Raw genomic sequence first — 26,946 nt, forward strand, 5'->3', positions numbered from 1 at the left:
TACTTATTCCTCGATTTTACCGCCAGCAGCTTCGATAGCAGCACGAGCGCCTTTAGTAACACGCAGGCCACGAACAGTTACCGGAGTAGAAACTTCACCAGACAGGATCACTTTCGCGAACTCGATCTGGATACCGATAATGTTTGCCGCTTTCAGCGTGTTCAGGTCAACTACGTCGCCTTCTACTTTAGCCAGATCGGACAGACGAACTTCTGCCGTGATCATTGCTTTACGCGAAGTGAAACCGAATTTCGGCAGACGACGGTACAGAGGCATCTGACCACCCTCGAAACCGCGACGTACGCCACCGCCAGAACGAGAGTTCTGACCTTTGTGACCACGACCACCGGTTTTACCGAGGCCAGAACCGATACCACGACCCAGGCGTTTACCCGCCTTTTTAGAGCCTTCGGCCGGAGACAGAGTATTTAAACGCATCTCTTACTCCTCAACTTTAACCATGAAGGAAATCGCGTTAACCATACCACGAACAGCGGGAGTATCCTCGCGTTCTACGGTGTGACCAATACGACGCAGACCCAGGCCAAGCAGCGTTGCCTTGTGTTTCGGCAGACGACCGATTGCACTGCGGGTTTGAGTAATTTTAATAGTCTTTGCCATGGCTTATTTCCCCAGAATTTCTTCAACGGATTTACCACGCTTGGCAGCGACCATTTCTGGAGAATTCATATTTTCCAGGCCGTCGATAGTTGCACGAACCACGTTGATCGGGTTGGTGGAACCATAGGCTTTAGCCAGAACGTTATGAACCCCAGCGACTTCCAGAACGGCGCGCATTGCACCACCGGCGATGATACCGGTACCTTCTGAAGCCGGCTGCATGAATACACGAGAACCCGTGTGCACACCTTTAACCGGGTGCTGCAGGGTGCCGTGGTTCAGCGCGACGTTAATCATGTTGCGACGGGCTTTCTCCATCGCTTTCTGGATCGCTGCTGGAACTTCACGCGCTTTACCGTAACCAAAACCAACGCGACCGTTACCATCGCCTACTACAGTCAGAGCTGTGAAGGAGAAAATACGACCACCTTTTACGGTTTTAGATACGCGGTTAACCGCGATCAGCTTTTCCTGCAGTTCGCCAGCTTGTTTTTCGATGTGTGACATCTTACACCTCTACCTTAGAACTGAAGGCCAGCTTCACGGGCAGCATCTGCCAGTGCCTGGACACGACCATGATATTGGAACCCGGAACGGTCAAAAGAAACATCTTTGATGCCTTTTTCCAGAGCGCGTTCTGCAACAGCTTTACCTACAGCTGCGGCTGCGTCTTTGTTTCCGGTGAACTTCAGTTGTTCAGCGATAGCTTTTTCTACAGTAGAAGCAGCTACCAGAACTTCAGAACCATTCGGAGCAATTACCTGTGCGTAAATATGACGCGGGGTACGATGTACCACCAGGCGAGTTGCACCCAGCTCCTGGAGCTTGCGGCGTGCGCGGGTCGCACGACGGATACGAGCAGATTTCTTATCCATAGTGTTACCTTACTTCTTCTTAGCCTCTTTGGTACGCACGACTTCGTCGGCGTAACGAACACCCTTGCCTTTATAAGGCTCAGGACGACGGTAGGCGCGCAGATCTGCTGCAACCTGACCGATCATCTGCTTATCAGCGCCTTTCAGCACGATTTCAGTCTGAGTCGGACATTCTGCGGTGATCCCCGCTGGCAGCTGATGCTCAACAGGATGCGAGAAACCCAGAGACAGGTTTACTGCATTCCCTTTGACTGCTGCACGATAACCTACACCAACCAGCTGCAGCTTCTTAGTGAAGCCTTCGGTAACACCGATAACCATTGAATTCAGCAGGGCACGCGCGGTACCAGCCTGAGCCCAACCATCTACGTAACCATCACGCGGACCGAAGGTCAGTGCATTATCTGCATGATTCACTTCAACAGCATCGTTGAGAGTACGAGTCAGCTCGCCGTTTTTACCTTTGATCGTAATAACCTGACCGTTGATTTTTACATCAACGCCGGCAGGAACAACGACCGGTGCTTTAGCAACACGAGACATTTTTTCCTCCGATTAGGCTACGTAGCAGATAATTTCGCCACCAAGACCAGCTTGGCGCGCTGCACGATCAGTCATAACACCTTTAGAGGTAGAAACAACTGCGATACCCAGACCCGCCATAACTTTCGGCAGCTCATCTTTTTTCTTATAGATGCGCAGACCTGGGCGGCTGACACGCTGAATGCTTTCTACAACAGCTTTGCCCTGGAAGTACTTAAGAGTCACTTCCAGTTCAGGCTTGGTGTCGCCTTCAACTTTAAATTCTTCAATAAAACCTTCTTCCTTCAGCACGTTGGCAATTGCCACTTTCAGCTTGGAGGAAGGCATGGTGACCGCAGCTTTGTTCGCGGCCTGACCGTTACGGATACGGGTCAGCATATCCGCGATCGGATCTTGCATGCTCATCTGTCTTTACTCCCGTGATTCAATTGGTGACAATTACCAGCTAGCCTTTTTAAGACCCGGGATTTCACCGCGCATAGCGGCTTCACGGACCTTAATACGGCTCAACCCGAACTTCCGCAGGAAAGCGTGCGGACGACCAGTTTGACGGCAGCGGTTACGCTGACGAGACGGGCTGGAATCACGCGGCAGAGTCTGCAGCTTCAGAACTGCGTTCCAACGATCTTCGTCGGAAGCGTTCACATCAGAGATGATAGCTTTCAGTTCAGCGCGTTTAGCGAAGAATTTATCAGCTAAAGCTACGCGCTTTACTTCGCGTGCTTTCATTGATTGCTTAGCCATTAAGTAACCCTACCTTACTTGCGGAACGGGAAGTCAAAGGCAGCCAGCAGAGCACGGCCTTCTTCATCAGAATTCGCGGTAGTGGTGATGGTAATATCCAAACCACGTACACGATCGACTTTGTCGTAATCGATTTCTGGGAAGATGATCTGCTCACGGACACCCATGCTGTAGTTACCACGACCATCGAATGACTTAGCGGACAGGCCACGGAAGTCACGGATACGCGGTACAGCAATAGTGATCAGGCGCTCAAAGAACTCCCACATGCGTTCGCCACGCAGAGTTACTTTACAGCCGATCGGATAGCCCTGACGGATTTTGAAGCCTGCAACAGATTTGCGTGCTTTGGTGACAAACGGTTTTTGACCGGAGATTGCTGCCAGGTCAGCTACTGCGTTATCCAGCAGCTTCTTGTCAGCGATCGCTTCACCAACACCCATGTTCAGGGTGATCTTCTCGACCCGAGGGACTTGCATGACAGAATTGTAGCTAAACTCAGTCATGAGTTTGTTAACTACTTCGTCTTTGTAGTAATCATGCAGTTTCGCCATCGTACTACTCCAAATTACTTGATAGTTTCGCTGTTAGACTTGAAGAAACGGACTTTTTTGCCGTCTTCGAATCTAAAGCCTACACGGTCAGCCTTGCCGGTTGCCGCATTGAAGAGTGCAACGTTAGAGATCTGAATAGCTGCTTCTTTCTCTACGATGCCACCTGGCTGGTTCAGAGCCGGAACCGGCTTCTGGTGTTTCTTGACCAGGTTGATACCTTCAACGACGATTTTGCCGGAAGACAGAACATTTTTTACTTTACCGCGCTTACCTTTATCTTTACCGGTTAACACGATAACTTCGTCATCACGACGGATTTTAGCTGCCATGATTCGCTCCTTAGAGTACTTCTGGTGCCAGAGAGATAATTTTCATGAACTTTTCATTACGAAGTTCACGAGTTACCGGCCCAAAAATACGCGTACCGATAGGTTGCTCGCTGTTATTGTTTAAAATAACGCATGCATTACCATCGAAGCGAATGACAGAACCGTCCGGGCGACGAACACCCTTCTTGGTGCGCACCACTACCGCCTTCAGCACATCACCTTTTTTGACCTTACCACGCGGAATTGCTTCCTTGATGGTGATCTTGATGATGTCGCCTACGCCTGCGTAGCGACGGTGCGAGCCACCCAGAACCTTGATACACATTACGCGACGTGCACCGGAGTTGTCGGCGACGTTCAGCATAGTCTGTTCTTGGATCATTTCAGTGCTCCGCTAATGTCAACTACTACTTTGGGACCCAAAATCTCGGGTCATTAAAAAGCCCCATATCGAGGGCGCGGCATTATAACACCGCTTCCTGCGTATGGGTAGAAAAAATAAACGGTCCATTGCTGGACCGTCTATCTTGAGAGAGCGTACTGTATTACAGAACGGCTTTCTCTACAACGCGAACCAGCGTCCAGGACTTAGTCTTGGACAGTGGACGGCATTCACGGATTTCAACCTTGTCGCCGATACCACATTCGTTGTTCTCGTCATGTACGTGCAGTTTGGTCGTACGCTTGATGAATTTACCGTAGATCGGGTGTTTCACAAAACGTTCGATAGCAACAACGATGGATTTCTCCATTTTATCGCTAACAACGCGACCTTGCAGAGTACGGATTTTATCGGTCATTACGCACCCGCCTTCTCAGTCAGTAAAGTCTTAACGCGTGCGACGTCACGACGCACTTGCTTCAACAGGTGAGACTGTTGCAGCTGGCCACTTGCTGCCTGCATACGCAGGTTGAACTGCTCACGCAGCAGGTTCAGCAGCTCGGTGTTCAGCTCTTCAACACTCTTCTCACGCAGCTCTTTTGCTTTCATTACATCACCGTCTTAGTTACAAAGGTGGTTTTAATCGGCAGTTTCGCTGCTGCCAGGCTGAATGCTTCACGGGCCAGCTCTTCAGGAACACCGTCCATTTCATACAGGACTTTACCTGGCTGAATCAAGGCAACCCAATACTCCACGTTACCTTTACCTTTACCCATACGAACTTCCAGCGGCTTCTCAGTGATCGGTTTGTCCGGGAATACACGGATCCAGATCTTACCTTGACGCTTAACTGCACGGGTCATTGCACGACGTGCTGCTTCGATCTGACGGGCAGTCAGACGACCACGGCCAACAGCTTTCAGACCGAAAGTGCCGAAGCTAACATCCGTACCCTGCGCCAGACCACGGTTGCGGCCTTTGTGCACTTTACGGAATTTTGTACGCTTTGGTTGTAACATAGCGACGCTCCTTATTTACGGCCTTTACGCTGCTGCTTTTTAGGTTGAGCAGCCGGTTCCGGTTGTTCAACAGCAGCCATACCACCCAGGATCTCACCTTTGAAGATCCATACCTTAACGCCGATTACACCATAAGTGGTGTGCGCTTCAGAGGTGTTGTAGTCAATGTCCGCACGCAGCGTGTGCAGCGGAACGCGACCTTCGCGGTACCATTCGGTACGTGCGATTTCCGCGCCGCCCAGACGGCCGCTAACTTCAACTTTGATACCTTTAGCGCCCAGACGCATTGCGTTCTGTACAGCACGCTTCATTGCACGGCGGAACATCACACGACGCTCCAGCTGTGAAGTGATGCTGTCAGCAACCAGTTTTGCGTCCAGTTCAGGCTTACGCACTTCGGCGATATTGATCTGTGCAGGAACGCCAGCGATATCCGCTACGACCTTGCGCAGTTTTTCTACGTCTTCGCCTTTCTTACCGATAACGATACCCGGGCGAGCGGTGTGAATGGTCACACGGATGCTCTTAGCCGGACGCTCGATAACGATACGAGATACAGACGCTTTAGCCAGTTCCTTAGTCAGGTACTGACGTACTTTAAAATCGCTGTCCAGGTTGTCAGCGAATTCTTTGGTGTTCGCAAACCAGGTTGAGTTCCATGGTTTTACAATACCCAGGCGAATACCATTAGGATGTACTTTCTGACCCATTGCTAGTCTCCAGAGTCTCAGCGATCGGACACAACCACAGTGATGTGGCTGGTGCGCTTCAGGATGCGATCTGCACGACCTTTCGCACGCGGCATAATGCGCTTCATGCTCGGGCCTTCGTCTACGAAAATTTTCGCAACTTTCAGATCGTCAATGTCAGCGCCATCGTTGTGTTCAGCGTTAGCAATGGCAGATTCCAGTACCTTCTTAACCAATACCGCAGCTTTCTTGTTGGTATAGGTCAGGATGTCCAGGGCCTGCGACACTTTCTTACCGCGAATCAGGTCAGCAACAAGGCGAACCTTCTGAGCAGAAGAACGAGCATGGCGATGTTGAGCTAAAGTTTCCATCTCTTCCTCCTACCTTATTTCTTCTTCGCTTTTTTATCAGCAGCGTGGCCGCGATAAGTACGAGTCGGTGCGAATTCACCCAGTTTGTGACCAACCATTTCGTCGGAAACAAAGACTGGAACGTGCTGACGACCATTATGGACAGCGATGGTCAAACCGATCATGTTAGGAAAGATCGTTGAACGACGGGACCAAGTGCGCAGGGGCTTCTTGTCTCCGCTTTCCACCGCTTTCTCTACCTTCTTCAGCAAGTGCAGGTCAATAAAAGGACCTTTCTTGAGAGAACGTGGCATGGCTTATCCTCTAAAATTATTTGCTACGGCGACGTACGATAAATTTATCAGTACGCTTGTTGCTGCGGGTCTTCTTACCTTTGGTCTGAACGCCCCACGGAGTTACCGGGTGCTTACCAAAGTTACGACCTTCACCACCACCATGTGGGTGGTCGACTGGGTTCATCGCAGTACCGCGAACGGTAGGACGAACACCACGCCAGCGTGCAGCACCTGCTTTACCCAGAACGCGCAGCATATGCTCAGCATTGCCAACTTCGCCCAGGGTAGCGCGGCAGTCTGCTTCGACTTTACGCATTTCACCAGAACGCAGACGCAGGGTGACATAAGCACCGTCGCGCGCAACGATCTGAACGTAAGTACCAGCAGAACGCGCCAGCTGACCGCCTTTACCTGGTTTCATTTCTACGTTATGAACGGTAGAACCAACCGGGATGTTGCGCATCGGCAGGGTGTTACCCGCTTTGATTGCAGCATCAACGCCAGACTGAATCTGGTCGCCAGCTTTCAGGCCTTTAGGGGCCAGGATGTAACGGCGTTCGCCATCTTTGTACAGAACCAGCGCGATGTTCGCGGAGCGGTTCGGATCGTACTCAAGACGTTCAACAGTCGCTGGGATACCATCTTTGTTGCGTTTGAAGTCAACAATACGATAAGCCTGCTTGTGACCACCACCGATGTGACGGGTGGTGATACGACCATTGTTGTTACGACCACCGGATTTGCTGTTTTTTTCAACCAGCGGAGCAAAAGGTTTGCCCTTATGCAGCTCAGGGTTAACCACTTTAACAACGTGGCGACGACCCGGAGATGTCGGTTTACACTTAACAACTGCCATTGTATTACTCCTCCGACTTACTCAGCGCCGCCAACGAAGTCCAGGTTCTGGCCTTCTTTCAGGGTGACGTAAGCTTTTTTCCAGTCGCTACGACGACCGATACGCTGTCCGTGACGTTTAACTTTCCCTTTAACAACCAGGGTGTTAACGACTTCGACTTCGACTTCAAACAGTTTCTGCACAGCAGCTTTGATCTCTGCTTTCGTCGCGTCTTTAGCAACTTTGAGCACGATGGTATTGGTTTTTTCCATCGCGGTAGACGCTTTTTCAGAAACGTGCGGCGCACGAAGCACCTTCAGCAGACGTTCTTCACGAATCATGCCAGCATCTCCTCAACTTGCTTAACAGCCTCAGCAGTCATTACGACTTTGTCGAAGGCGATCAGGCTAACCGGGTCGATACCTGCTGCGTCACGTACGTCAACCTTGTGCAGGTTGCGTGCGGCCAGGAACAGGTTCTCGTCCAGCTCACCGGTGATGATCAGCACATCTTCCAGAGCCATGTCTTTCAGTTTCTGAGCCAGAAGCTTGGTTTTCGGCGCTTCCAGAGAGAACTGCTCGACAACGATCAGACGATCCTGACGTACCAGCTCGGACAGAATGCTTTTCAGCGCGCCGCGGTACATCTTTTTGTTAACTTTTTGACTGTGGTCCTGCGGACGCGCAGCGAAGGTCACGCCACCTGAACGCCAGATCGGGCTCTTAACAGAACCTGAACGCGCACGGCCGGTACCTTTCTGACGCCACGGCTTTTTGCCGGAACCAGTTACTTCAGCACGAGTCTTCTGAGCACGAGTACCCTGACGAGCACCAGCTGCATAAGCAACAACAACCTGGTGAACCAGCGCTTCGTTGAAATCACGACCGAAGGTAGTTTCGGAAACAGTCAGCGCGCTTTGCGCGTCTTTCAATACTAATTCCATTGCTATCCCCTTACGCCTTCACAGCTGGTTTAACGATCAGGTCGCAACCGGTCGCACCCGGAACACCACCTTTAACCAGCAGCAGGTTGCGCTCAGCGTCAACACGTACTACGTCCAGGCTCTGAACAGTTACACGTTCGTTACCCAGCTGACCTGCCATCTTCTTGCCTTTGAACACTTTGCCCGGAGTCTGGTTCTGACCGATAGAACCCGGAACGCGGTGAGACAAGGAGTTACCGTGAGTCGCGTCCTGGGTACGGAAGTTCCAGCGCTTAACGGTACCGGCGAAACCTTTACCTTTAGAGGTACCGGTTACGTCAACTTTTTTAACGTCAGCAAACAGCTCAACGCTGATGTCCTGACCTACGGTGTACTCTTCGCCTTCTGCAAGACGGAATTCCCACAGACCACGGCCAGCTTCAACGCCAGCTTTAGCAAAGTGACCCGCTTCAGGCTTGGTTACACGGTTAGCTTTTTTAGCACCGGTAGTGACCTGAACGGCACGGTAGCCGTCGTTAGCCAGATCTTTGATCTGAGTAACGCGGTTTGCTTCAACTTCGATTACGGTTACTGGGATAGAAACGCCATCTTCAGTGAAGATGCGGGTCATACCCACTTTTTTACCGACTAAACCAATCATTGTATCAACCTCTCAATCGCTCGATGACCTGATTAACCCAGGCTGATCTGCACGTCTACACCGGCAGCCAGGTCCAGACGCATCAGAGCATCAACGGTTTTCTCGGTTGGCTCAACGATGTCAACCAGACGCTTGTGAGTGCGAATTTCGTACTGATCGCGCGCGTCTTTGTTAACGTGCGGAGAGATCAGAACGGTAAAGCGCTCTTTGCGGGTCGGCAGCGGGATCGGACCACGAACCTGCGCACCAGTGCGCTTGGCAGTCTCGACGATTTCCGCGGTTGATTGATCGATCAGACGATGATCAAACGCTTTAAGACGGATACGGATTCTTTGGTTCTGCATGAGACCAGAGCTCCAATTATTTATAGACGAAATAGTTACTCCTCAAACCCATTACGATTGATGGGAGAGTGTAACCGTTCTTACAGAGTTCCCCAATCGGGAACATTGTCTGGTATCGCTTACGCAGTACCGGTGGTTCATATCGAACCGCTGTCTATATTAGACAAGCCCGCGCATTATACGTAAAACTGGCATTAACGCAAGTGTCGTGTAGAAAATAAGCACCAGATAGAAAAAAACCCGCCACCGTTAGCCGGCAGCGGGTTCGCTTATACGGGAGTATGCGTTGTACGGTATGGCTACTTGGCCTGCTCTCTGAGCTGCGACTGAAGGTAGTTCTGCAGACCGATTTTTGCTATCAGGTCCAGCTCAGTCTCCAGCCAGTCGATATGCCCCTCTTCATCCGCGAGGATCTCAATCATCATATCGCGGCTGACGTAGTCGTGAACGCTATCGGCATAAGCGATAGCCTCGCGCAGATCTTTAGCACCCTCAAGTTCCAGGTTCAGGTCAGAGCGCAGCATCTCCTCTACGTCTTCACCGATCCCCAGCTTGCCGAGGTCCTGTAGGTTTGGAATACCTTCGAGAAAGAGAATACGCTCGATGTACTTATCGGCGTGCTTCATCTCATCTATGGATTCGTGATATTCGACGTCGTTGAGGCGGGTAAGGCCCCAGTTTTTGAACATACGGGCATGAAGAAAATACTGATTGATTGCGACAAGCTCATTTCCCAATAATTTATTGAGATAACTTATGATTCTGACATCACCTTTCATTATTAGTCCCTCCGCTTCCACTAAGTGAAGCGTAGATGGCGCTACCGGGATGTCAAAAAAAGATTTTCGCTTATGCGATCTCCTGGTATTCAGGAATTTGCATCAGTTCGTTCTGCATAATCTCGCGGGCCGCGCGAACGCACTTGCCGCACTGGTTCCCTACCGGGATAAACTTACGCAGCTGCTGGAAAGATTGGGGGCGAAACTGGCGTACCGCCTGGCGAATTGTTTTGTCACTTACCCCATTACACAAACAGACGTACATAATCACTCCCGTTCAATTTATGCGCAGAGTGTAAATGAGAATAGTTATGATTACAATAGCAGAGACACGAAAGCAGAACGTAAAAAAAGACGTAAAAAAGGACGCCGAAGCGTCCTTTTTTTATTCAGAGATAATAAATTATTAGCTCAGAACTTTAGCAACAACGCCCGCGCCAACGGTACGGCCGCCTTCACGGATTGCGAAACGCAGACCGTCGTCCATCGCGATCGGGTGGATCAGGGTAACAACCATTTTGATGTTGTCGCCCGGCATAACCATCTCAACGCCTTCCGGCAGTTCGATGGTGCCAGTCACGTCAGTTGTACGGAAGTAGAACTGCGGACGGTAGCCTTTGAAGAACGGAGTGTGACGGCCGCCTTCGTCTTTGGACAGGATGTACACTTCGGATTCGAACTTGGTGTGCGGCTTGATTGAGCCCGGCTTAGCCAGAACCTGGCCACGCTGGATCTCTTCACGCTTGATACCACGCAGCAGAACGCCGCAGTTCTCGCCCGCACGACCTTCGTCCAGCAGTTTGCGGAACATTTCAACGCCGGTACAGGTAGATTTCGCAGTATCTTTGATACCAACGATTTCAACTTCTTCACCAACTTTGATGATACCGCGCTCTACACGACCGGTAACAACGGTACCACGACCGGAGATGGAGAATACGTCTTCGATCGGCAGCAGGAACGGCTTGTCAATCGCACGCTCTGGTTCCGGGATGTAGGAATCCAGGTAGCCAGCCAGCTCAACGATTTTCTCTTCCCACTCAGCTTCGCCTTCCAGCGCTTTCAGCGCGGAACCACGAATGATCGGGGTGTCGTCGCCCGGGAAGTCGTACTGGGACAGAAGTTCACGCACTTCCATCTCAACCAGTTCCAGCAGCTCTTCGTCATCAACCATGTCGCATTTGTTCAGGAACACGATGATGTACGGAACGCCTACCTGACGACCCAGCAGGATGTGCTCACGGGTCTGCGGCATCGGGCCGTCAGTCGCAGCAACAACCAGGATCGCGCCGTCCATCTGCGCAGCACCGGTGATCATGTTTTTAACATAGTCGGCGTGGCCCGGGCAGTCTACGTGTGCGTAGTGGCGAGTCGGGGTGTCATACTCAACGTGAGAGGTGTTGATGGTGATACCACGAGCTTTCTCTTCCGGCGCGTTATCGATCTGGTCGAATGCACGAGCAGAACCACCGTAGGTTTTAGCCAGAACGGTAGTGATGGCAGCGGTCAGGGTAGTTTTACCGTGGTCAACGTGGCCGATAGTACCAACGTTAACGTGCGGTTTTGTACGTTCAAATTTTTCTTTAGACACGGCTATATTCCTTACTATAGTGCTCTCCCCTTCAGGAGAGAGCACGGGACTTAGATTTTAACCCTGCGGCTTATTTACCGCGGGCTTCAATTACGGCCTGAGCAACGTTGTTCGGCGCATCATCATACTTCAGGAATTCCATGGAGTAAGATGCACGACCTTTAGTCAGTGAACGCAGCTGAGTTGCATATCCGAACATTTCAGACAGCGGAACTTCAGCGTGGATCTGAACGCCAGTAGCGTTAGATTCCTGACCTTTCAGCTGACCACGACGACGGCTAAGGTCACCGATAACGTCACCGGTGTTCTCTTCCGGCGTCTCTACTTCAACCTTCATGATCGGCTCAAGCAGAACTGGTTTTGCTTTCTTAAAGCCATCTTTAAAGGCAATAGACGCAGCCAGTTTAAACGCCAGCTCAGAGGAGTCAACGTCATGGTAAGAACCGAAGTGCAGACGCACGCCCAGATCCACTACCGGGTAACCCGCCAGCGGGCCAGCTTTCAGCTGTTCCTGGATGCCTTTATCAACGGCTGGGATGTATTCGCCAGGAATTACACCACCCTTGATGTCGTTGATGAACTCGTAACCTTTCGGGTTAGAGCCCGGCTCCAGCGGGTACATGTCGATAACAACATGACCGTACTGACCACGACCACCAGACTGCTTGGCGTGTTTGCCTTCGATATCGGTAACTTTTGCGCGAATCGCTTCACGGTAAGCAACCTGAGGTTTACCGACGTTCGCTTCAACGTTGAATTCACGCTTCATACGGTCAACGATGATGTCGAGGTGCAGCTCACCCATGCCCGCGATGATAGTCTGGTTAGACTCTTCGTCAGTCCAAACGCGGAATGACGGGTCTTCTTTAGCCAGACGGCCCAGAGCCAGACCCATTTTTTCCTGGTCAGCTTTGGTTTTCGGCTCAACGGCGATAGAGATTACCGGCTCAGGGAACTCCATACGCTCCAGAATGATCGGGTGATCCGGGTTACACAGGGTGTCACCGGTGATCACGTCTTTCAGACCGATTGCTGCAGCGATGTCGCCTGCGCGAACTTCTTTGATCTCTTCACGTTTGTTAGCGTGCATCTGAACGATACGACCGAAACGCTCACGTGCAGATTTCACGGAGTTCAGTACGGTATCACCAGAGTTAACCACACCGGAGTACACACGGAAGAAGGTCAGGTTACCTACGAACGGGTCGGTAGCGATTTTGAACGCCAGCGCCGCGAACGGCTCGTCATCACTTGCGTGACGCTCAGCCGGGGTATCTTTACCGTCATCCAGCATGCCGTTGATCGCCGGTACGTCGATCGGAGATGGCAGGTAATCAATTACCGCATCCAGCATCGCCTGAACACCTTTGTTCTTAAATGCAGAACCACAGGTTACCAGGATGATTTCGTTGTTCAGAACGCGCTGACGCAGAGCCGTTTTGATCTCTTCTTCAGTCAGTTCTTCACCGCCCAGGTATTTCTCCATCAGCTCTTCAGAAGCTTCAGCAGCGGATTCGATCAGGTTCTGGTGCCATTCTTCAGCCAGATCCTGCATGTCAGCCGGGATATCTTCGTATTCGAAGGTAACGCCCTGGTCGGCATCGTTCCAGTTGATGGCTTTCATTTTCACCAGGTCAACAACACCGGTGAAACCTTCTTCAGCACCAATCGCCAGCTGCAGCGGAACCGGGTTCGCGCCAAGACGGGATTTGATCTGACCAACAACTTTCAGGAAGTTCGCACCCATACGGTCCATTTTGTTAACGAACGCGATACGTGGAACTTTATATTTGTTTGCCTGACGCCATACGGTTTCAGACTGCGGCTGAACACCACCAACTGCGCAGTAAACCATTACCGCACCGTCAAGAACACGCATGGAACGTTCTACTTCGATGGTGAAGTCAACGTGGCCCGGGGTGTCGATGATGTTTACGCGATGCGGTTCATACTGCTTCGCCATACCAGACCAGAATGCAGTGGTCGCTGCGGAGGTGATGGTGATACCACGCTCCTGCTCCTGCTCCATCCAGTCCATAGTTGCCGCGCCGTCGTGTACTTCACCGATTTTGTGGTTTACACCGGTGTAGAACAGGATACGTTCGGTAGTAGTGGTTTTACCGGCGTCGATGTGCGCACTGATACCGATGTTACGGTAGCGTGCAATGGGTGTTGTACGAGCCATTTGATTCCTCTATTGCCTTAGCGTTCAAGTTATGTAGCCCAAAGCGGGCAGCTTACATAAAGCGCCCGCTTGGTGACTATTACTCCGAAGGGATTACCAACGGTAGTGGGCGAACGCTTTGTTGGCTTCTGCCATACGGTGAACGTCTTCACGTTTCTTAACTGCAGTACCTTTGTTGTCTGCAGCATCAGAAAGTTCGTTCGCCAGGCGCAGAGCCATGGATTTATCACCGCGTTTACGAGCAGCTTCAACGATCCAACGCATTGCCAGAGCATTACGACGAACCGGACGAACTTCAACTGGAACCTGATAAGTAGAACCACCAACGCGGCGAGACTTAACTTCTACAGTTGGGCGCACGTTGTCGAGAGCGACTTCGAAAGCTTCCAGTTCATTTTTACCAGAGCGCTGAGCCAGGGTCTCAAGAGCACTGTATACGATTGCTTCTGCAGTAGATTTTTTACCATCTACCATCAGGATATTTACAAATTTAGCCAGCAGTTCTGATCCGAACTTAGGATCCGGCAGGATTTTACGCTGACCAATGACGCGACGACGTGGCATGGAAATACTCCGTTGTTAATTCAGGATTGTCCAAAACTCAAAGAGTTTAGTTTGACATTAATTTAAAACGTTTGGCCTTACTTAACGGAGAACCATTAAGCCTTAGGACGCTTCACGCCGTACTTGGAGCGAGCCTGCTTACGGTCTTTAACGCCTGAGCAGTCAAGTGCACCACGAACGGTGTGGTAACGAACACCCGGAAGGTCTTTAACACGACCGCCACGGATCAGGATCACGGAGTGCTCCTGCAGGTTGTGACCTTCACCACCGATGTAGGAGGTAACTTCGAAACCGTTAGTCAGACGCACACGGCAAACTTTACGCAGTGCGGAGTTCGGTTTCTTAGGAGTGGTGGTATATACACGAGTACATACACCACGTTTCTGCGGGCAGGCTTCCAGCGCAGGCACGTTGCTTTTCGCAACTTTGCGTGCACGTGGTTTGCGTACCAGCTGGTTAACTGTTGCCATTAAATAGCTCCTGGTTTTAGCTTTTGCTTCGTAAACACGTAATAAAACGCCCTCATACAATATGAGGACGCGGAATTTTAGGGCTGTGCTCAAAAGGTGTCAAGAAATATACAGCGGATCTCACACTACCAGGCGATCTGAGCAGCGTGTTTTACCGTCAGGCTAACGAAATCAGTATAGCTAACCAGGACGATTCTGTTCGAAATTTGACCAGAAAGACCGCGGGCATCAACGTCTTCCTGTAGAGCATGAACTGTTATGGGGGCAGCCAGCAGTAAATCAAGGTAGTGACTTCCCACCACCGCCGCCGTAACGCCATCAGAGAGCAGCAGCAGGTCATCCCCCTCCTGCAACGTGCGCATCAGCGTAGCCATGTCGCACTGCCAGGGAGAGTGACGAAGAGTATACAGCATAACAGCCTCAAAACGTCATAACGACGTCATAGCGATGTAGACACTCGCGCAGCGCTTTAGGTTCCAGCGGCTGGGCATCGAGAATAAAAGAGTGTGAGGCGCTCAGCCCACGCTCGCGCAGCGAGGCCGCGCACAACCAGAGCTGCTCGATATCGTAGAGCGGTAGCACCTTAAAGGTAGCGATATAGTCACGGGCGAGGATATCGCCAGGGCGCTGGTTAGCCAGCAGCTGAAAAACGCCATCGCCAAGGAAAAAGACGCCGATCTCCTCAGTCAGGGCCGACATTGCCAGCAGCGCATCCAGCCCTTCCCGTCCGGCAGACGAGCCGTGCGGTGCGGAGTTAAAAACAAATGCCACGCTTTTCATCAGAACTGCACCACGCGATCGCAGGTTAACGCCGCCTCGGCCAGCGCGCCTAAGCCGCTGAGGGTAAAGCCAGGCTGAAGGTTGGCGGCGGGTAGTCCAGCACGCTGCGCTTCGCTCTCGTCGGTTACACCACGCCGCAGCGCTGCCGCAACGCAGATATGCAGCTCAACCTGATGCTCAAGGTGCAGCCCCTGCCAGGCCCGAACCAGATCGAACTCGTCGCTAGCCGGGGCGGTAAGCTGGTTGGCGTTATAGACCCCTTCCCGGTAGAAAAAGACGCTCGCCAGCTCGTGACCCGCTGCCAGCAGTGCCTGAGCAAACTGCCATGCGGTGCTGGCCTGCTGCGTGCCGTAGGCAGGCCCCGTCACCATTAAGGCAAAACGCATTACTTATCCTGCCCCTGGAAGTCGCCGCTCTTGAACTGGCGAATGTAGAGGTAGACCGTGTGCTTGGAGATATTCAACCGATCGGCCACCTGGTTAATCGCATCTTTAATATCAAAAATGCCTTTTTCGTAGAGGTTCAGCACGATTTGCCGGTTCTTCGCATTGTTAGAGACGTTCCGGTCGGCGTTCACCTCTTCGATGGTGAACTCCAGGGTCTGCATCACCAGATCGTCCACTGAGGAGGCAAAGTTCACGGCGGAGCCGACGTCCGGCGTCTCCGGCGGAATAAAGGTGTTCATAATTTGCGAGAAGGGAACATCAAGGTTCATGTTGATGCACAGCAGACCAATGACCCGGTGCTCGCGATTGCGGATGGCAATCGTGACCGACTTCATCAGCACGCCGCTTTTGGCACGGGTGAAGTAGCACTTCGAGACGCTGCTGTCTGCGCCCGTCATGTCGTGCAGCATGCGCAGGGCAAGATCGGTAATCGGCGAGCCAATCTTACGCCCGGTGTGTTCACCGTTAGCAATACGAATGGCGGAGCATTTGAGATCCTGCAAGGAGTGCAAGACGATTTCACAGTGGGCACCAATGAGCATCGCTAACCCATCGACCACCGCTTCGTAGGATTTCAGGATATCGAAGTCGGTCTGATCAAAAGGCCGTTGATCCAGCAGATCGAGCTCGCTGGTTTCGTTGGTTAATAGCGACCTGGACATGAAAAAAAACACTCCTTTTCAGGAGCCTGTCGTTATGTTTTCAGGGCAGGCTCATCATTTACAGGGACATCTAAATTAATACAGCGGCCATAGCGCTGCCAGTGTTAATTATACCTGCCCTGTAATAAAAAACCGCCGCCTGATTAGGCGGCGGCTGTCAGCGTATTACTTTTTATCCGCAGCGGCAGGTTGCTCTGCCGGTGCTGCCGCTTCCGGCTTCGGCTGCGCATCCGCTTTCGGTGCCGGTTTGATATCCAGCAGCTCTACGTCGAAGACCAGCGTAGAGTTAGCCGGGATACCCGGAACGCCGGTTTTACCGTAGGCCAGCGCCGGTGGGATCACCAGCTTGATTTTGCCGCCTTTCTTGATGTTTTTCAGGCCTTCGGTCCAGCCTGGGATCACACCATCGAGGCGGAAGGAGAGCGGTTCGCCACGGGTGTAGGAGTTATCAAACTCTTTACCGTCGATCAGCGTACCTTTGTAGTTAACCACCACGGTATCGCTATCTTTCGGTGCATCGCCGGTGCCCTCTTTCTCTACTTTGTAGAGCAGGCCGGTAGAAGACGTTTTCACATCCTTCTCTTTAGCAAAGGTATCGCGGAAGGCTTTGCCTTTGGTTTCGTTCTCAGTCGCGTCCTTCTCCATCTTCTCCTGAGCGGCACCCTTCACGCGTGCTTCAAAGGCCTGCAGAGTCTGCTCAATCTCCTGGTCAGAGAGCTTGCTCTTGTTGGCAAAGGCGTCCTGAACGCCGGCGATCAGCTGAGCCTGGTCCAGCTTGATGCCCAGTTTTTCCTGTTCTTTCAGGGAGTTTTCCATATAACGACCCAGTGACGCGCCCAGCGCATAGGCTGATTTTTGGTCGTCGTTTTTGAATGCCGCTTTGCTGTCGGTGGTTGCCGGGGCTTTAGCCGGAGCGTCAGCAGCAAAAGAAAGAGGTGCATTCAGCGCAACGGCCATCGTGGTCGCCAGCAGCGTGACTTTAAACAGTGATTTCATCCATATCTCCAGGGCCGGGGGCAAATTGCCCCAGGGTTTGCGTATTTGAAAAACGTACTATAAATCGTTGTGGGAGAAATCTATATAACGACATTCCCGATTGTTGCCTCTTTTGAGACTATTTTTGTTTAAATTAGTTTCTTAAGGATATCAGGTGGGCTGCGCAGCCGCGTAAAGTTGCGTAGAATCCGGGCTAAAACAGATGAGGTGAAACATGCAGAATATGACGCTGGAAGCGCGGCTGGCAGAGCTGGAGAGCCGTCTGGCTTTTCAGGAGATTACGATCGAGGAGCTTAACCAGACGGTCACCGCCCACGAGCTGGAGATGGCGAAGCTGCGGGACCTGATGCGCCTCGTTACCGAAAAGCTGAAAGCCAGCCAGCCTTCACACATGGCCTCTCAGTCAGAAGAGACGCCACCGCCCCACTATTGATTTTTAAAACGCGAGGCGTAAAAAAAGCGGGGATATCCCCGCTTTTTGAAAGACGAAGTCTTTAGTGGCAGCCGCAACCGCCGTTGCCACAACCACCTTTACCATGACCGTGGTCATGATCGTGGCCGTGACCACCGCAGCAACCGTCGCCGTGTTCATGGTCGTGACCATGATCGTGGCCGTGCGGGCCGTGAACGTGGCCGTGGGCCAGCTCTTCTTCGGTCGCTTCACGAATGGCAACGACTTCAACGTTGAACTTCAGGTTCTGGCCAGCCAGCATGTGGTTACCATCAACCACGACGTGGTCATCTTCCACTTCGGTGATCTCAACCGGCACCGGACCCTGGTCAGTTTCAGCCAGGAAGCGCATGCCTACCTGCAGTTCGTCAACGCCCATAAAGACGTCTTTCGGTACGCGCTGCACCAGGTTCTCGTCGTACTGACCGTAAGCGTCATTTGCGCCCACCGCCACGTCAAATTTGTCGCCAGGTTCGTGACCTTCCAGCGCGGACTCCAGACCAGAGATCAGGGAGCCGTGACCGTGCAGGTAGTCCAGCGGCGCACTTACCGGAGACTCATCAACCAACACACCGTCTTCTGTACGTACCTGATAGGCCAGGCTGACCACCAGGTCTTTTGCTACTTTCATGATATCTCCTGAGCGTGGGTAAATTGCTGGCGCAGATTGTAACGGAATTCTGCTCCTGTGTACCCTTAAGCTTAAAAAAAGCTAGGGCATATCGCTAGTCCGGATGAAAAATCCCGATCACTTGCTCTTCTTTGCGAACGTGCTCACGGGCTTCTTTATCCGCCTCGCGCATCTGGTGGCCGCACTTAACACACTCAACAATATCGACATTATTTTCGCGCCACATTGCCAGCGTATCCTGGGCCTGACAGGCTGGGCACCTGGCACCCGCGATAAAACGTTTACGTATCGCCATACTTTTTACCCTCTATTCAAACTCGTCCCAGCCATCCGGCTGCCGGCGCTCATGCTGCATTTCACGCTGGAAAATCTCCTCCAGCTCGCGCCGTGCCTCCCGGACGCGGGAGATCTGCTGTGTATCAGTATGCACCACCGGCATCAGTTCGCGCAGCATCCGCATATCAAGTCGACGGAAATGCAGCTGTGCTCGCTGTGCCTGGTGAGGATGCATACCCAACGAGACCAGCGCCTTGCGCCCCAGCTCCAGCGCACTGGAGAAGGTCTCACGGGAGAACTGCGTCACGCCCGCCTGGAGTAGCTCGTGCGCCTCAAAACGTCCCCGCGCCCGGGCAAGAATGGCCAGGTGCGGGAAATGCTGCTGGCAAATAGCGACCAGCTTCATGGTGTCTTCCGGCTCGTTGCAGGTGATGACGATCGACTCCGCCGCCTCCGCGCCCGCCGAACGCAGCAGCTCCACCTGAGTCGCGTCGCCGTAGTAGACCTTATAGCCATATTTCCGCATCAGGTTCACCGCGCTGATATCGCGCTCCAGCACGGTGATGCGCATCTTGTTGGCCATCAGCAGGCGACCAATCACCTGGCCGAAGCGGCCAAAGCCAACAATGATGACCTGCGGCTTGTCATCTTCAACCCACTGGGCTTCCCCCTCCTCTTCCGGGGTGTTGAAGCGCCGGGAGAGTCCCTTATCAATGCCTTTCATCAGCAGCGGCGTGGTCATCATCGACAGGGTGACTGTGACTAACAGCAGCGCCATCTGATCGTTATGGAACAGCTTCTGCGAGGAGGCGGTAGAGAAGAGCACGAAGGCAAACTCACCGCCCTGACTGAGCACGCCGGCGAACTGCATCCGCTCCGAGCTTCGCAGGCCATAGAGGCGCGCCAGCAGATAGAGCACCGTGGTTTTGACCGCCACCAGAGTGGCGACTGCCGCGATAACCCACGGCAGATGGGTATAGAGCACGCCCAGGTTAAGCGCCATCCCCACGGAGATAAAGAACAGCCCCAGCAGCAGGCCTTTGAACGGATCGATGGCCGATTCCAGCTCGTGGCGGTACTCGCTCTCTGCCAGCAGCACCCCGGCGATAAAGGTACCGAGGGCCATCGACAGCCCCAGCGCGTCCATAAACAGCGCCGAGCCGAGCACCAGCAGCAGCGTGGCGGCGGTAAACACCTCCCGCACTCCGGAGGCGGCAATAAAGCGGAACACCGGGCGCAGCAGATAGCGACCGCCTAACAGCATCCCGGCAAAGGCGATCACCTTCATGCCGATCTTGATCCAGTCGAAGTGGTCATCGCCGCTGCCCGCCAGCAGCGGCACCAGCGCCAGGGCCGGGATCACCGCCAGATCCTGGAACAACAGCACCGAGAATCCCAGCTGTCCCGCCTCGCTGCGGTTCATCCCCTTGTCGCGCATAAGCTGGAGCGCCATCGCGGTTGAGGACATCGCGAGTCCAATACCGCCAATCACCGCCGCCTGCCAGGCGAAGTCGGTCAGCATCAGCAGCCCGGCAAGGATCGCGGCGCTGAGCAGAACCTGCGCCGCCCCGACGCCAAAGATCGACTGCCGTAGCTGCCACAGCTTCGATGGGTTGAGTTCCAGGCCGATGATAAACATCAGAAACACGACGCCCATTTCAGAGAAGTGAAGGATCTCGTCAACGTCGCTGATAAATCCTAGCCCCCATGGGCCAATGGCAATGCCCGCCAGCAGATAGCCCAGCACGGCGCCAATGCCCAGCCGGGCGGCCAGCGGCACGGCCACCACGGCAGCAAACAGAAACAGTACGCCCGCCAGCAGCAGATCAGTTCCGTCCATTAGCGACCTCCCGTCGCGGTGGGTGATGCCAGCCAGTCGCCGTAGGCCTTAGCATGGCTGGCCAGTTCCTCTTTCGGCTGGCGACGCGCCCAGTAGACGATAAACGGCGTCATCCACTGCATGCGGCACATGGCTGCCGTCAGCTCAAAGGGACGCAGGATATCGCTAAGCGGGTAGCGGTTGAGACCGTCGTAGCGGTAGGCGCTCTCCGGCTCGCCGGTGGTGACCACGCAGCGCCAGAGCTTGCCTGCCAGCTGGTTGCCTCCCGGTCCGCTGGCGAAGCCGCGGGTCAGAACGCGATCCAGCCACTCTTTAAGCAGCGCCGGACAGCTATAGGTGTAGAGGGGATACTGAAAAACGATGACGTCGTGCTCGCGCAGCAGCGCCTGCTCGCGAGGGATATCGATAAAAAAATCTGGATAGTGCGCATAGAGATCGTGCACTGTCACGTTGTTGAGTTGCATTGCCGGCTTAAGCAGGACCCGGTTAGCTACCGAGTCCTGGGATTCCGGATGGGCATACAGCAGCAGCACTCTGGCTGTCTGGGACATCGCTCCCCTCCCGGTGATGTTTTAATGATTTTGTGTATCGCTGTCGTTTCGGGCTACCATTGCGCCCCGGTGCGGCATTATAGGCGCACTCCACATTATCATAATGACAAATTAACATAGTCGGAACATACGGCGCTCTATGATTGTTTTCTCCTCACTACAAATTCGTCGCGGCGTGCGTGTCCTGCTGGATAACGCCACCGCCACCATCAATCCCGGCCAGAAAGTCGGGCTGGTGGGTAAAAATGGCTGCGGGAAATCGACCCTGCTGGCGCTGCTAAAAAACGAGCTTACCGCCGACGGCGGCAGCTTCTCCTACCCTGCCAACTGGCAGCTGGCGTGGGTGAACCAGGAGACCCCGGCCCTCAACGAGCCCGCCATCGACTATGTTATTGATGGCGATCGCGAGTATCGCCAGCTGGAGGCCCAGCTCAACGACGCTAACGAGCGTAACGACGGCCATGCCATCGCTACCGTGCACGGCAAGCTCGACGCCATTGACGCCTGGACCATTCGCTCCCGCGCCGCCAGCCTGCTGCACGGACTGGGATTCTCTACCGAGCAGCTTGAACGCCCGGTAAGCGACTTCTCCGGTGGCTGGCGTATGCGTCTCAACCTTGCCCAGGCGCTGGTCTGCCGCTCGGATCTGCTCCTGCTCGATGAGCCTACCAACCACCTCGATCTCGATGCGGTGATCTGGCTGGAGCGCTGGCTGAAGAGCTATCAGGGTACGCTGATCCTCATCTCTCACGACCGTGACTTCCTCGATCCGGTGGTGGATAAAATCATCCATATCGAACAGCAGAGTATGTTCGAGTATACCGGCAACTACAGCTCGTTTGAGCGCCAGCGCGCCACCCGTCTGGCGCAGCAGCAGGCTACCTACGAGAGCCAGCAGCAGCGCGTAGCGCATTTGCAAAGCTTTATCGACCGCTTCAAAGCCAAGGCCAGCAAGGCCAAACAGGCCCAGAGCCGGGTGAAGATGCTGGAGCGTATGGAGCTGATCGCCCCGGCGCACGTGGATAACCCCTTCCACTTCAGCTTCCGCGCGCCAGAGAGCCTGCCCAACCCGCTGCTGAAGATGGAGAAGGTGAGCGCGGGCTACGGCGATCGCACCATTCTTAACTCCATCAAGCTCAACCTTGTGCCGGGCTCGCGTATTGGTCTGCTGGGACGTAACGGCGCGGGTAAATCGACGCTGATCAAGCTGCTGGCGGGCGAGCTTGCTCCTACCGGCGGCGATATTGGCCTCGCGAAAGGCATTAAGCTTGGCTACTTCGCCCAGCACCAGCTGGAGTTCCTGCGAGCGGATGAGTCGCCACTGCAGCATATGGCGCGCCTTGCGCCGCAGGAAGCGGAGCAGAAGCTGCGGGACTACCTGGGCGGCTTTGGCTTCCAGGGCGATAAGGTCACCGAGAACACCGAGCGTTTCTCCGGCGGTGAAAAGGCCCGGCTGGTGCTGGCCCTGATCGTCTGGCAGCGTCCTAACCTGCTGCTCCTCGATGAGCCAACTAACCACCTGGATCTCGACATGCGCCAGGCTCTGACCGAAGCGCTGATCGAGTTCGAAGGCGCGCTGGTGGTGGTGTCGCACGATCGTCACCTGATCCGCTCCACCACCGACGATCTCTACCTGGTCCACGACGGCAAAGTTGAGCCGTTCGACGGCGATCTGGAGGATTACCAGCAGTGGTTGAGCGACGTGCAGAAGCAGGAGAATCAGCCTGCCGAGGCGGCGAAAGAGAACGGTAACAGCGCCCAGGCGCGGAAAGACCAGAAGCGTCGGGAAGCCGAGCTGCGCACCCAGACTCAGCCGCTGCGCAAAGAGATCGCCCGTCTGGAGAAAGAGATGGAGAAGCTCAACGCCCAGCTGGCGAAGGCCGAAGAGAAGCTTGGCGACAGCGGCCTGTACGATCAGAGCCGCAAGGCCGAGCTGACCGAGTGCCTGCAGGCCCAGGCGAGCGCGAAGTCGGGCCTGGAGGCGTGTGAGATGGCATGGCTTGAAGCACAGGAGCAGCTTGAAGGCATGCTGCAAAGCGAGTAACGCCATGGACATCGCCAGCGACATCACCTTTCGCAAGCTGACCATCTTCATGACCTTTATGGAGAAGGGCAACATCGCCCGCACCGCCGAGGCGCTGGAGATCAGCGGCGTCAGCGTTCATCGGGCGCTGCACACCCTGGAGGAGAGCGTCCGCTGCCCGCTGTTTGTGCACAAGGGACGCAACCTGCTGGCGCTGCCCGCCGCCTGGACGCTGCTGGAGTATTGCCAGGAGGTGACGCAGCTGATGGCCCGCGGCCTTGAGGAGACGCGCAAAACGGCGGGCGTCGGCCAGGGTCGGCTACGGGTAGGCACGCTCTACTCGCTCACCCTGGAGACGGTGCCGCGCCTGATCATGGGGATGAAGCTGCGACGGCCGGAGCTGGAGATTAACCTGACGATGGGCTCCAACGACATGCTGCTGCAGAAGCTGGAGGATGGCGAGCTGGATGCGATCCTCATCTCGCTCTCTGAGCACCAGGTTGATCTGGCTCAGTTCGAAGTGCTACCCCTGTTTCACGACGATATCTTTCTTGCCGCACCGGCCTCCGCTACGCTGAATAGTGACGAGCTGGCGGATCTACGCGACTACCGCCAGCAGAAGTTTGTCTCGCTGGCAGAGGGATTTGCGACCTACGCCGGGTTTCAGGACGCGTTTCACATCGCTGGCTTTGAGCCTGAGATCGTTACCCGTGTGAATGATATCTTCTCAATGCTTAGCCTGGTGCAGGCCGGGGTAGGCTTTACCCTGATGCCGGGGCGGATGAAAAAGGTATATGAGAGCTCGGTACAGCTGCTGAAGTTAGCCGAGCCGTACCAGATGCAGCAGCAGATTGGCATTGTCTTTGCCCGCAGCCGCGAGCACGATCCCAATCTGCTGGCGCTGGCCGCCGAAGGACGCATGTACGCCCGTAGCCTGGAACAGAACGTTACGCCCTGAGACGCTTCGCCAAATGGGCGACAACGTCCACGCCGCTGCGCTCAAGCGAGATCGCCTCCCCTTCCCACGCCGCCTGACGGGTCAGGCAGGTTAAAATTCCCCCTGGCGGCATCTCAATGGCCAGCCGCGCCTCGCGCTCATTGGCGGCAATCACCGCCTCCTGCCAGCGCACCGTTCGCGCCATGTTCATCGCCAGATCGTCTGCAATGCGCTCTGGCTGCCACAGCACGCGGGCGCTACTGCCGCTAAGATAGGCGCAGCGGGGACGAGAGAGCGTTACCCCGGTAAAGGCCTGCGCCAGCTTCTGCGCAGGGGCATTAAGCAGCGCGCAGTGCGACGGCACGCTTACCGCCAGACGCTCGGCTTTCGTTGCCCCCTTCGCCAGCGCCACCTGCGCCACCTGGGCCATATCCTCATCGCGCCCGGCGATTACGATCTGCGTCTCGGCATTAAGATTGGCTATGTACGTGCCGCTGCCCGCTACCAGCGCCTCCACCTGCGTCAGAGTCAGACCCATGATCGCCGTCAGGCCATAACCGTGCGGGTAGGCCTGCTCCATCAGATCGCCGCGCAGTGCCACCAGGCTTAACGCATCTTTGAACGCCAGTGCCCCGGCGACGACGGCCGCAGGGTATGCGCCAATCGACAGGCCGCTGACCAGATCCGGCTCAATGCCGCGTCGCTGCATTGCGCGCGCCCAGGCGACGCCAGCAATCAGCAGGGAGAGTTGCACCGCGCGGGTATGCTTTAGCGCCTCCGGGCTGTCGAGGGTATCGATCTCCGCGCCCAATACTTCACGCGCCTCGGTCATATCGTGACCCGGCAGATTTTGCAGCATGCCAGGGCGCTGGGTCCCCTGTCCGGGAAAGGTAAACAGAATTTTCATTAATCCTCCCTGTGCCAGGGATCGCTGACCAGGCGCGGGCCCCGGCTGGTTTTAAGCAAGACGCGCCCGTCGCGCAGCCACTCGTTGAGGGCAAAGCCACCGAGCGGGGTATCCACCTGGGTATCTACCCGACACAGGGCATGCATCAACGGCGACTGCCAGCGGAGCAATAGCTCGCGGGAGAGCGGCTGCGGAGCGCGGATCAGCAGGTCAAGATCGCTGCTGGCGTGGATCACCGGAATACCGGTGGCCAGCGCATAGCCGCTGCTGCCGGTGATGCCCCAGACCCACGGCCACGTCTGCTGAGCAAGCTGCAATGCCACCTGCACCGGCGGCTGCGAGATAAACGGCGAGCGCAGCAGATCGTTACTGTCTACCAGCTGTTCTGGGGAGACCACGCGTACTACCTGCGTCGCGTCGGTCCAGCCTGCCGCGCGCTGGTCGCGGCGAAGACCGCGCACCCCAACCGGGATGCGCTCTCCGTCCACGTCACGCCGCACCACCACCGGTAATCCTGGGTGCCATACCGTCTCTACCCAGGGTTCACCAACCCCATCGAGAGCCTCGCGGTTTTTCAGCCAGATAAGATCGTGGGGGCGCAGCGTGGTCATGGTTACATTCCTGAAGTCAGCGAGATAAACAGCGGTAGCGACAGGATACACAGCAGCGAGCTTAACAGCAGCACGGCTTCTGCATCCGGGGACTGCACGCCAAAGCGGTTACCAAACACCACGCCGAAGAAGCCCGCTGAGAGTGCAATCATCAGAATGGCGGTGATCGCCACGGAGCCGGAGAGGCCAAGAGCCAGCACGATACCCCAGGCAATCGCGGGCTGGATCAGCAGTTTGGCGATGGTTGAGGTGATCACCATGGTGTTAATTTGCAGCTTCCGTGCGGAGAGGATCACCCCGGTCAGGAACAGCGCAGCGGCGGTAGCGGCCAGACCCAGCGGTTTGATCGCCGCCAGCACCAGCTCCGGCATGCGAATGCCGATAGCGGACAAGATCACCCCCAGCAGCGGGCCCATGACGATCGGTTTTTTTATCGAGCGCCACATCAGTACCGGCAGCATGGAGAGCGTAGAGCCGCTGTTGTTGCCTTCGGCACGCGCTTTTTCGCGCTCAAGGATCAGCAGGCAGAACGGCGTCATCAGCACGGAGCCGCAGGCGATAGAGACCGCCACCGAGAGCGAGGTAGAAGAACTTTCACCCAGCACGCTGCCCAGAATCGGCAGGCCCAGCGCGGCGTAGTTCGGCAGCGCAACGGTCAGCGTGAGCACGGCGGCATCCTGCGGCGACTTTTTAAAGACTTTTGTCGCCAGGAAGTAGATCGCGGCGTAGGTGATCCACATCGCCAGGGTCAGGACCAGAATCAGCGGCGACTGGGCGACGATGCCGATCCACGGGGTCTGCACGGTGGCGCTAAACAGCGCGGCGGGCAGGGCAAAATCCATCACGAAAATATTGAGCAGGGAAACATTTTTATTATCAACCATCTTTGCTTTGCCGGCCCAGAATCCCAGCAGCATGATGACGAAAATCGGTGCGAGAGCATGAACAATTACGTAAGTCATAAAAAATCACCTGTGGTTAAAAGTTTTAGCACTGGCGCGATGATTATTATTTTTTCAGGGCGTCGTTCTCCTCGCGGGCGCAGCGAATGCGCCCACGGGGACTTACCTCTGGCAGGTCTC

The 26,946-nt window shown here is 54.7% G+C and carries 42 protein-coding genes; 3 read left to right on the top strand and 39 right to left on the bottom strand.

The annotated features are described in order from the left end of the window. Positions 1-3: 3 nt before the first annotated feature. The 32 genes from rplO to fkpA all read right to left on the bottom strand — a co-directional run bounded on the left by rplO (position 4) and on the right by fkpA (position 17,637). Positions 4-438 carry a 50S ribosomal protein L15 gene (gene rplO, locus NR795_RS15335; RefSeq protein WP_039076819.1) on the bottom strand — a complete coding sequence of 145 codons (435 nt, stop codon included), beginning with the start codon at positions 436-438 and terminating at the stop codon, positions 4-6. Between the two features lie 3 nt (positions 439-441). Then, entirely contained in the window at positions 442-621 is a 180-nt protein-coding gene (gene rpmD, locus NR795_RS15340; protein ID WP_103821895.1) for a 50S ribosomal protein L30, read from the bottom strand. A gap of 3 nt (positions 622-624) precedes the next feature. Then, entirely contained in the window at positions 625-1,128 is a 504-nt protein-coding gene (gene rpsE, locus NR795_RS15345) for a 30S ribosomal protein S5 (RefSeq protein WP_042396015.1), read from the bottom strand. A gap of 14 nt (positions 1,129-1,142) precedes the next feature. Continuing rightward, positions 1,143-1,496: a 50S ribosomal protein L18 gene (rplR, locus tag NR795_RS15350; protein ID WP_042396018.1), complete on the bottom strand. Its 354-nt coding sequence runs from the start codon at positions 1,494-1,496 to the stop codon at positions 1,143-1,145. Positions 1,497-1,505: 9 nt separating this feature from the next. Beyond that, positions 1,506-2,039: a 50S ribosomal protein L6 gene (gene rplF, locus NR795_RS15355; RefSeq protein ID WP_042396022.1), complete on the bottom strand. Its 534-nt coding sequence runs from the start codon at positions 2,037-2,039 to the stop codon at positions 1,506-1,508. Between the two features lie 12 nt (positions 2,040-2,051). Then, positions 2,052-2,444 (bottom strand): 30S ribosomal protein S8, encoded by a 393-nt coding sequence (gene rpsH / locus NR795_RS15360; protein WP_042396027.1) that lies wholly within the window; start codon positions 2,442-2,444, stop codon positions 2,052-2,054. A gap of 33 nt (positions 2,445-2,477) precedes the next feature. After that, entirely contained in the window at positions 2,478-2,783 is a 306-nt protein-coding gene (rpsN, locus tag NR795_RS15365; protein ID WP_042396030.1) for a 30S ribosomal protein S14, read from the bottom strand. A 14-nt stretch (positions 2,784-2,797) separates the two neighbouring features. After that, complete coding sequence (gene rplE / locus NR795_RS15370) at positions 2,798-3,337, bottom strand: 50S ribosomal protein L5 (RefSeq protein ID WP_042396032.1); 540 nt, start codon at positions 3,335-3,337, stop codon at positions 2,798-2,800. A 14-nt stretch (positions 3,338-3,351) separates the two neighbouring features. Further along, positions 3,352-3,666: a 50S ribosomal protein L24 gene (rplX, locus tag NR795_RS15375; RefSeq protein WP_144819408.1), complete on the bottom strand. Its 315-nt coding sequence runs from the start codon at positions 3,664-3,666 to the stop codon at positions 3,352-3,354. Between the two features lie 10 nt (positions 3,667-3,676). Next, a complete protein-coding gene (rplN, locus tag NR795_RS15380) occupies positions 3,677-4,048 on the bottom strand; it encodes a 50S ribosomal protein L14 (RefSeq protein WP_000613954.1) in 372 nt (123 codons plus the stop codon). Positions 4,049-4,211: 163 nt separating this feature from the next. Continuing rightward, positions 4,212-4,466 (bottom strand): 30S ribosomal protein S17, encoded by a 255-nt coding sequence (gene rpsQ / locus NR795_RS15385; protein ID WP_002438707.1) that lies wholly within the window; start codon positions 4,464-4,466, stop codon positions 4,212-4,214. Continuing rightward, positions 4,466-4,657, bottom strand: a complete 192-nt coding sequence (gene rpmC / locus NR795_RS15390; RefSeq protein ID WP_000644742.1) for a 50S ribosomal protein L29 — start codon at positions 4,655-4,657, stop codon at positions 4,466-4,468. The genes rpsQ and rpmC overlap by 1 nt, the downstream gene beginning before the upstream one ends. Then, positions 4,657-5,067, bottom strand: coding sequence for a 50S ribosomal protein L16 (rplP, locus tag NR795_RS15395; protein WP_004926449.1), 411 nt, complete (start codon positions 5,065-5,067; stop codon positions 4,657-4,659). The genes rpmC and rplP overlap by 1 nt, the downstream gene beginning before the upstream one ends. Positions 5,068-5,078: 11 nt before the next feature. Further along, positions 5,079-5,777, bottom strand: a complete 699-nt coding sequence (gene rpsC, locus NR795_RS15400; RefSeq protein ID WP_006817277.1) for a 30S ribosomal protein S3 — start codon at positions 5,775-5,777, stop codon at positions 5,079-5,081. A 17-nt stretch (positions 5,778-5,794) separates the two neighbouring features. After that, positions 5,795-6,127 (bottom strand): 50S ribosomal protein L22, encoded by a 333-nt coding sequence (gene rplV / locus NR795_RS15405; RefSeq protein ID WP_002919773.1) that lies wholly within the window; start codon positions 6,125-6,127, stop codon positions 5,795-5,797. Positions 6,128-6,141: 14 nt separating this feature from the next. Continuing rightward, positions 6,142-6,420, bottom strand: a complete 279-nt coding sequence (rpsS, locus tag NR795_RS15410; RefSeq protein WP_001138115.1) for a 30S ribosomal protein S19 — start codon at positions 6,418-6,420, stop codon at positions 6,142-6,144. A 16-nt stretch (positions 6,421-6,436) separates the two neighbouring features. Continuing rightward, positions 6,437-7,258, bottom strand: a complete 822-nt coding sequence (gene rplB, locus NR795_RS15415; protein ID WP_021265682.1) for a 50S ribosomal protein L2 — start codon at positions 7,256-7,258, stop codon at positions 6,437-6,439. Positions 7,259-7,275: 17 nt separating this feature from the next. Then, complete coding sequence (gene rplW, locus NR795_RS15420) at positions 7,276-7,578, bottom strand: 50S ribosomal protein L23 (protein WP_000617546.1); 303 nt, start codon at positions 7,576-7,578, stop codon at positions 7,276-7,278. Then, complete coding sequence (gene rplD / locus NR795_RS15425) at positions 7,575-8,180, bottom strand: 50S ribosomal protein L4 (RefSeq protein WP_042396046.1); 606 nt, start codon at positions 8,178-8,180, stop codon at positions 7,575-7,577. The genes rplW and rplD overlap by 4 nt, the downstream gene beginning before the upstream one ends. 10 nt (positions 8,181-8,190) lie before the next feature. Then, the gene (rplC, locus tag NR795_RS15430; protein WP_042396049.1) at positions 8,191-8,820 is read right to left on the bottom strand and encodes a 50S ribosomal protein L3; all 630 of its coding nucleotides are present in this window, start codon (positions 8,818-8,820) and stop codon (positions 8,191-8,193) included. Positions 8,821-8,852: 32 nt separating this feature from the next. Beyond that, on the bottom strand, positions 8,853-9,164 hold the full coding sequence (rpsJ, locus tag NR795_RS15435) for a 30S ribosomal protein S10 (RefSeq protein WP_001181005.1): 312 nt from the start codon (positions 9,162-9,164) through the stop codon (positions 8,853-8,855). A 299-nt stretch (positions 9,165-9,463) separates the two neighbouring features. Beyond that, the gene (gene bfr / locus NR795_RS15440; RefSeq protein ID WP_021265641.1) at positions 9,464-9,943 is read right to left on the bottom strand and encodes a bacterioferritin; all 480 of its coding nucleotides are present in this window, start codon (positions 9,941-9,943) and stop codon (positions 9,464-9,466) included. Between the two features lie 70 nt (positions 9,944-10,013). Then, positions 10,014-10,208 (bottom strand): bacterioferritin-associated ferredoxin, encoded by a 195-nt coding sequence (bfd, locus tag NR795_RS15445; RefSeq protein ID WP_021265642.1) that lies wholly within the window; start codon positions 10,206-10,208, stop codon positions 10,014-10,016. Positions 10,209-10,349: 141 nt separating this feature from the next. Beyond that, positions 10,350-11,534, bottom strand: coding sequence for an elongation factor Tu (tuf, locus tag NR795_RS15450; protein ID WP_115084474.1), 1,185 nt, complete (start codon positions 11,532-11,534; stop codon positions 10,350-10,352). 70 nt (positions 11,535-11,604) lie between these two features. Then, a complete protein-coding gene (gene fusA, locus NR795_RS15455; protein WP_144818084.1) occupies positions 11,605-13,719 on the bottom strand; it encodes an elongation factor G in 2,115 nt (704 codons plus the stop codon). A gap of 93 nt (positions 13,720-13,812) precedes the next feature. Then, on the bottom strand, positions 13,813-14,283 hold the full coding sequence (gene rpsG / locus NR795_RS15460; RefSeq protein WP_004106370.1) for a 30S ribosomal protein S7: 471 nt from the start codon (positions 14,281-14,283) through the stop codon (positions 13,813-13,815). 95 nt (positions 14,284-14,378) lie between these two features. After that, positions 14,379-14,753: a 30S ribosomal protein S12 gene (gene rpsL / locus NR795_RS15465; RefSeq protein WP_000246815.1), complete on the bottom strand. Its 375-nt coding sequence runs from the start codon at positions 14,751-14,753 to the stop codon at positions 14,379-14,381. 125 nt (positions 14,754-14,878) lie between these two features. Further along, positions 14,879-15,166 carry a sulfurtransferase complex subunit TusB gene (gene tusB, locus NR795_RS15470; RefSeq protein ID WP_257758668.1) on the bottom strand — a complete coding sequence of 96 codons (288 nt, stop codon included), beginning with the start codon at positions 15,164-15,166 and terminating at the stop codon, positions 14,879-14,881. 7 nt (positions 15,167-15,173) lie between these two features. Beyond that, positions 15,174-15,533, bottom strand: coding sequence for a sulfurtransferase complex subunit TusC (gene tusC / locus NR795_RS15475; protein ID WP_238082683.1), 360 nt, complete (start codon positions 15,531-15,533; stop codon positions 15,174-15,176). Next, positions 15,533-15,919 carry a sulfurtransferase complex subunit TusD gene (tusD, locus tag NR795_RS15480; protein WP_257758669.1) on the bottom strand — a complete coding sequence of 129 codons (387 nt, stop codon included), beginning with the start codon at positions 15,917-15,919 and terminating at the stop codon, positions 15,533-15,535. The genes tusC and tusD overlap by 1 nt, the downstream gene beginning before the upstream one ends. After that, positions 15,919-16,641 (bottom strand): transcriptional regulator, encoded by a 723-nt coding sequence (locus NR795_RS15485; protein ID WP_042393043.1) that lies wholly within the window; start codon positions 16,639-16,641, stop codon positions 15,919-15,921. The genes tusD and NR795_RS15485 overlap by 1 nt, the downstream gene beginning before the upstream one ends. A gap of 165 nt (positions 16,642-16,806) precedes the next feature. Continuing rightward, positions 16,807-17,637, bottom strand: a complete 831-nt coding sequence (fkpA, locus tag NR795_RS15490; protein WP_144818080.1) for an FKBP-type peptidyl-prolyl cis-trans isomerase — start codon at positions 17,635-17,637, stop codon at positions 16,807-16,809. Positions 17,638-17,851: 214 nt separating this feature from the next. Here fkpA and NR795_RS15495 point away from each other — a divergent pair, with 214 nt between their 5' ends. Continuing rightward, positions 17,852-18,070 (top strand): protein SlyX, encoded by a 219-nt coding sequence (locus NR795_RS15495; protein ID WP_042393046.1) that lies wholly within the window; start codon positions 17,852-17,854, stop codon positions 18,068-18,070. A gap of 61 nt (positions 18,071-18,131) precedes the next feature. Here the strand turns inward: NR795_RS15495 and slyD are convergent, their stop codons facing one another. The 4 genes from slyD to kefG form a co-directional block, all read right to left on the bottom strand. Beyond that, a complete protein-coding gene (gene slyD / locus NR795_RS15500) occupies positions 18,132-18,719 on the bottom strand; it encodes a peptidylprolyl isomerase (RefSeq protein WP_042393048.1) in 588 nt (195 codons plus the stop codon). A gap of 94 nt (positions 18,720-18,813) precedes the next feature. Beyond that, positions 18,814-19,014, bottom strand: coding sequence for a YheV family putative zinc ribbon protein (locus NR795_RS15505; RefSeq protein ID WP_144818079.1), 201 nt, complete (start codon positions 19,012-19,014; stop codon positions 18,814-18,816). Positions 19,015-19,026: 12 nt separating this feature from the next. Beyond that, on the bottom strand, positions 19,027-20,835 hold the full coding sequence (gene kefB, locus NR795_RS15510) for a glutathione-regulated potassium-efflux system protein KefB (protein ID WP_144818078.1): 1,809 nt from the start codon (positions 20,833-20,835) through the stop codon (positions 19,027-19,029). Beyond that, positions 20,835-21,386 carry a glutathione-regulated potassium-efflux system ancillary protein KefG gene (kefG, locus tag NR795_RS15515; RefSeq protein ID WP_257758670.1) on the bottom strand — a complete coding sequence of 184 codons (552 nt, stop codon included), beginning with the start codon at positions 21,384-21,386 and terminating at the stop codon, positions 20,835-20,837. Before kefG ends, kefB begins: the two co-directional genes overlap by 1 nt. A 139-nt stretch (positions 21,387-21,525) precedes the next feature. Here kefG and NR795_RS15520 point away from each other — a divergent pair, with 139 nt between their 5' ends. Together NR795_RS15520 and NR795_RS15525 are read left to right on the top strand one after the other, a co-directional pair. Next, entirely contained in the window at positions 21,526-23,430 is a 1,905-nt protein-coding gene (locus NR795_RS15520) for an ABC transporter ATP-binding protein (RefSeq protein ID WP_257758671.1), read from the top strand. Positions 23,431-23,434: 4 nt separating this feature from the next. Beyond that, a complete protein-coding gene (locus tag NR795_RS15525; RefSeq protein WP_144818087.1) occupies positions 23,435-24,367 on the top strand; it encodes a LysR family transcriptional regulator in 933 nt (310 codons plus the stop codon). On the opposite strand, the gene mdcH is transcribed toward NR795_RS15525, so the two are convergent. The 3 genes from mdcH to NR795_RS15540 are packed head-to-tail and all read right to left on the bottom strand — an operon-like array spanning position 24,357 to position 26,826. Continuing rightward, positions 24,357-25,253 carry a malonate decarboxylase subunit epsilon gene (mdcH, locus tag NR795_RS15530; protein WP_257758672.1) on the bottom strand — a complete coding sequence of 299 codons (897 nt, stop codon included), beginning with the start codon at positions 25,251-25,253 and terminating at the stop codon, positions 24,357-24,359. The two genes, NR795_RS15525 and mdcH, sit on opposite strands and share 11 nt — an antisense overlap. Next, a complete protein-coding gene (locus tag NR795_RS15535; RefSeq protein WP_257758673.1) occupies positions 25,253-25,864 on the bottom strand; it encodes a malonate decarboxylase holo-ACP synthase in 612 nt (203 codons plus the stop codon). The genes mdcH and NR795_RS15535 overlap by 1 nt, the downstream gene beginning before the upstream one ends. A gap of 2 nt (positions 25,865-25,866) precedes the next feature. After that, positions 25,867-26,826 (bottom strand): AEC family transporter, encoded by a 960-nt coding sequence (locus tag NR795_RS15540; RefSeq protein ID WP_257758674.1) that lies wholly within the window; start codon positions 26,824-26,826, stop codon positions 25,867-25,869. Positions 26,827-26,946: the final 120 nt, after the last annotated feature.

It is taken from the genome of Pseudescherichia sp. L3 (assembly GCF_024656065.1).
Lineage (GTDB): Bacteria > Pseudomonadota > Gammaproteobacteria > Enterobacterales > Enterobacteriaceae > Pseudescherichia.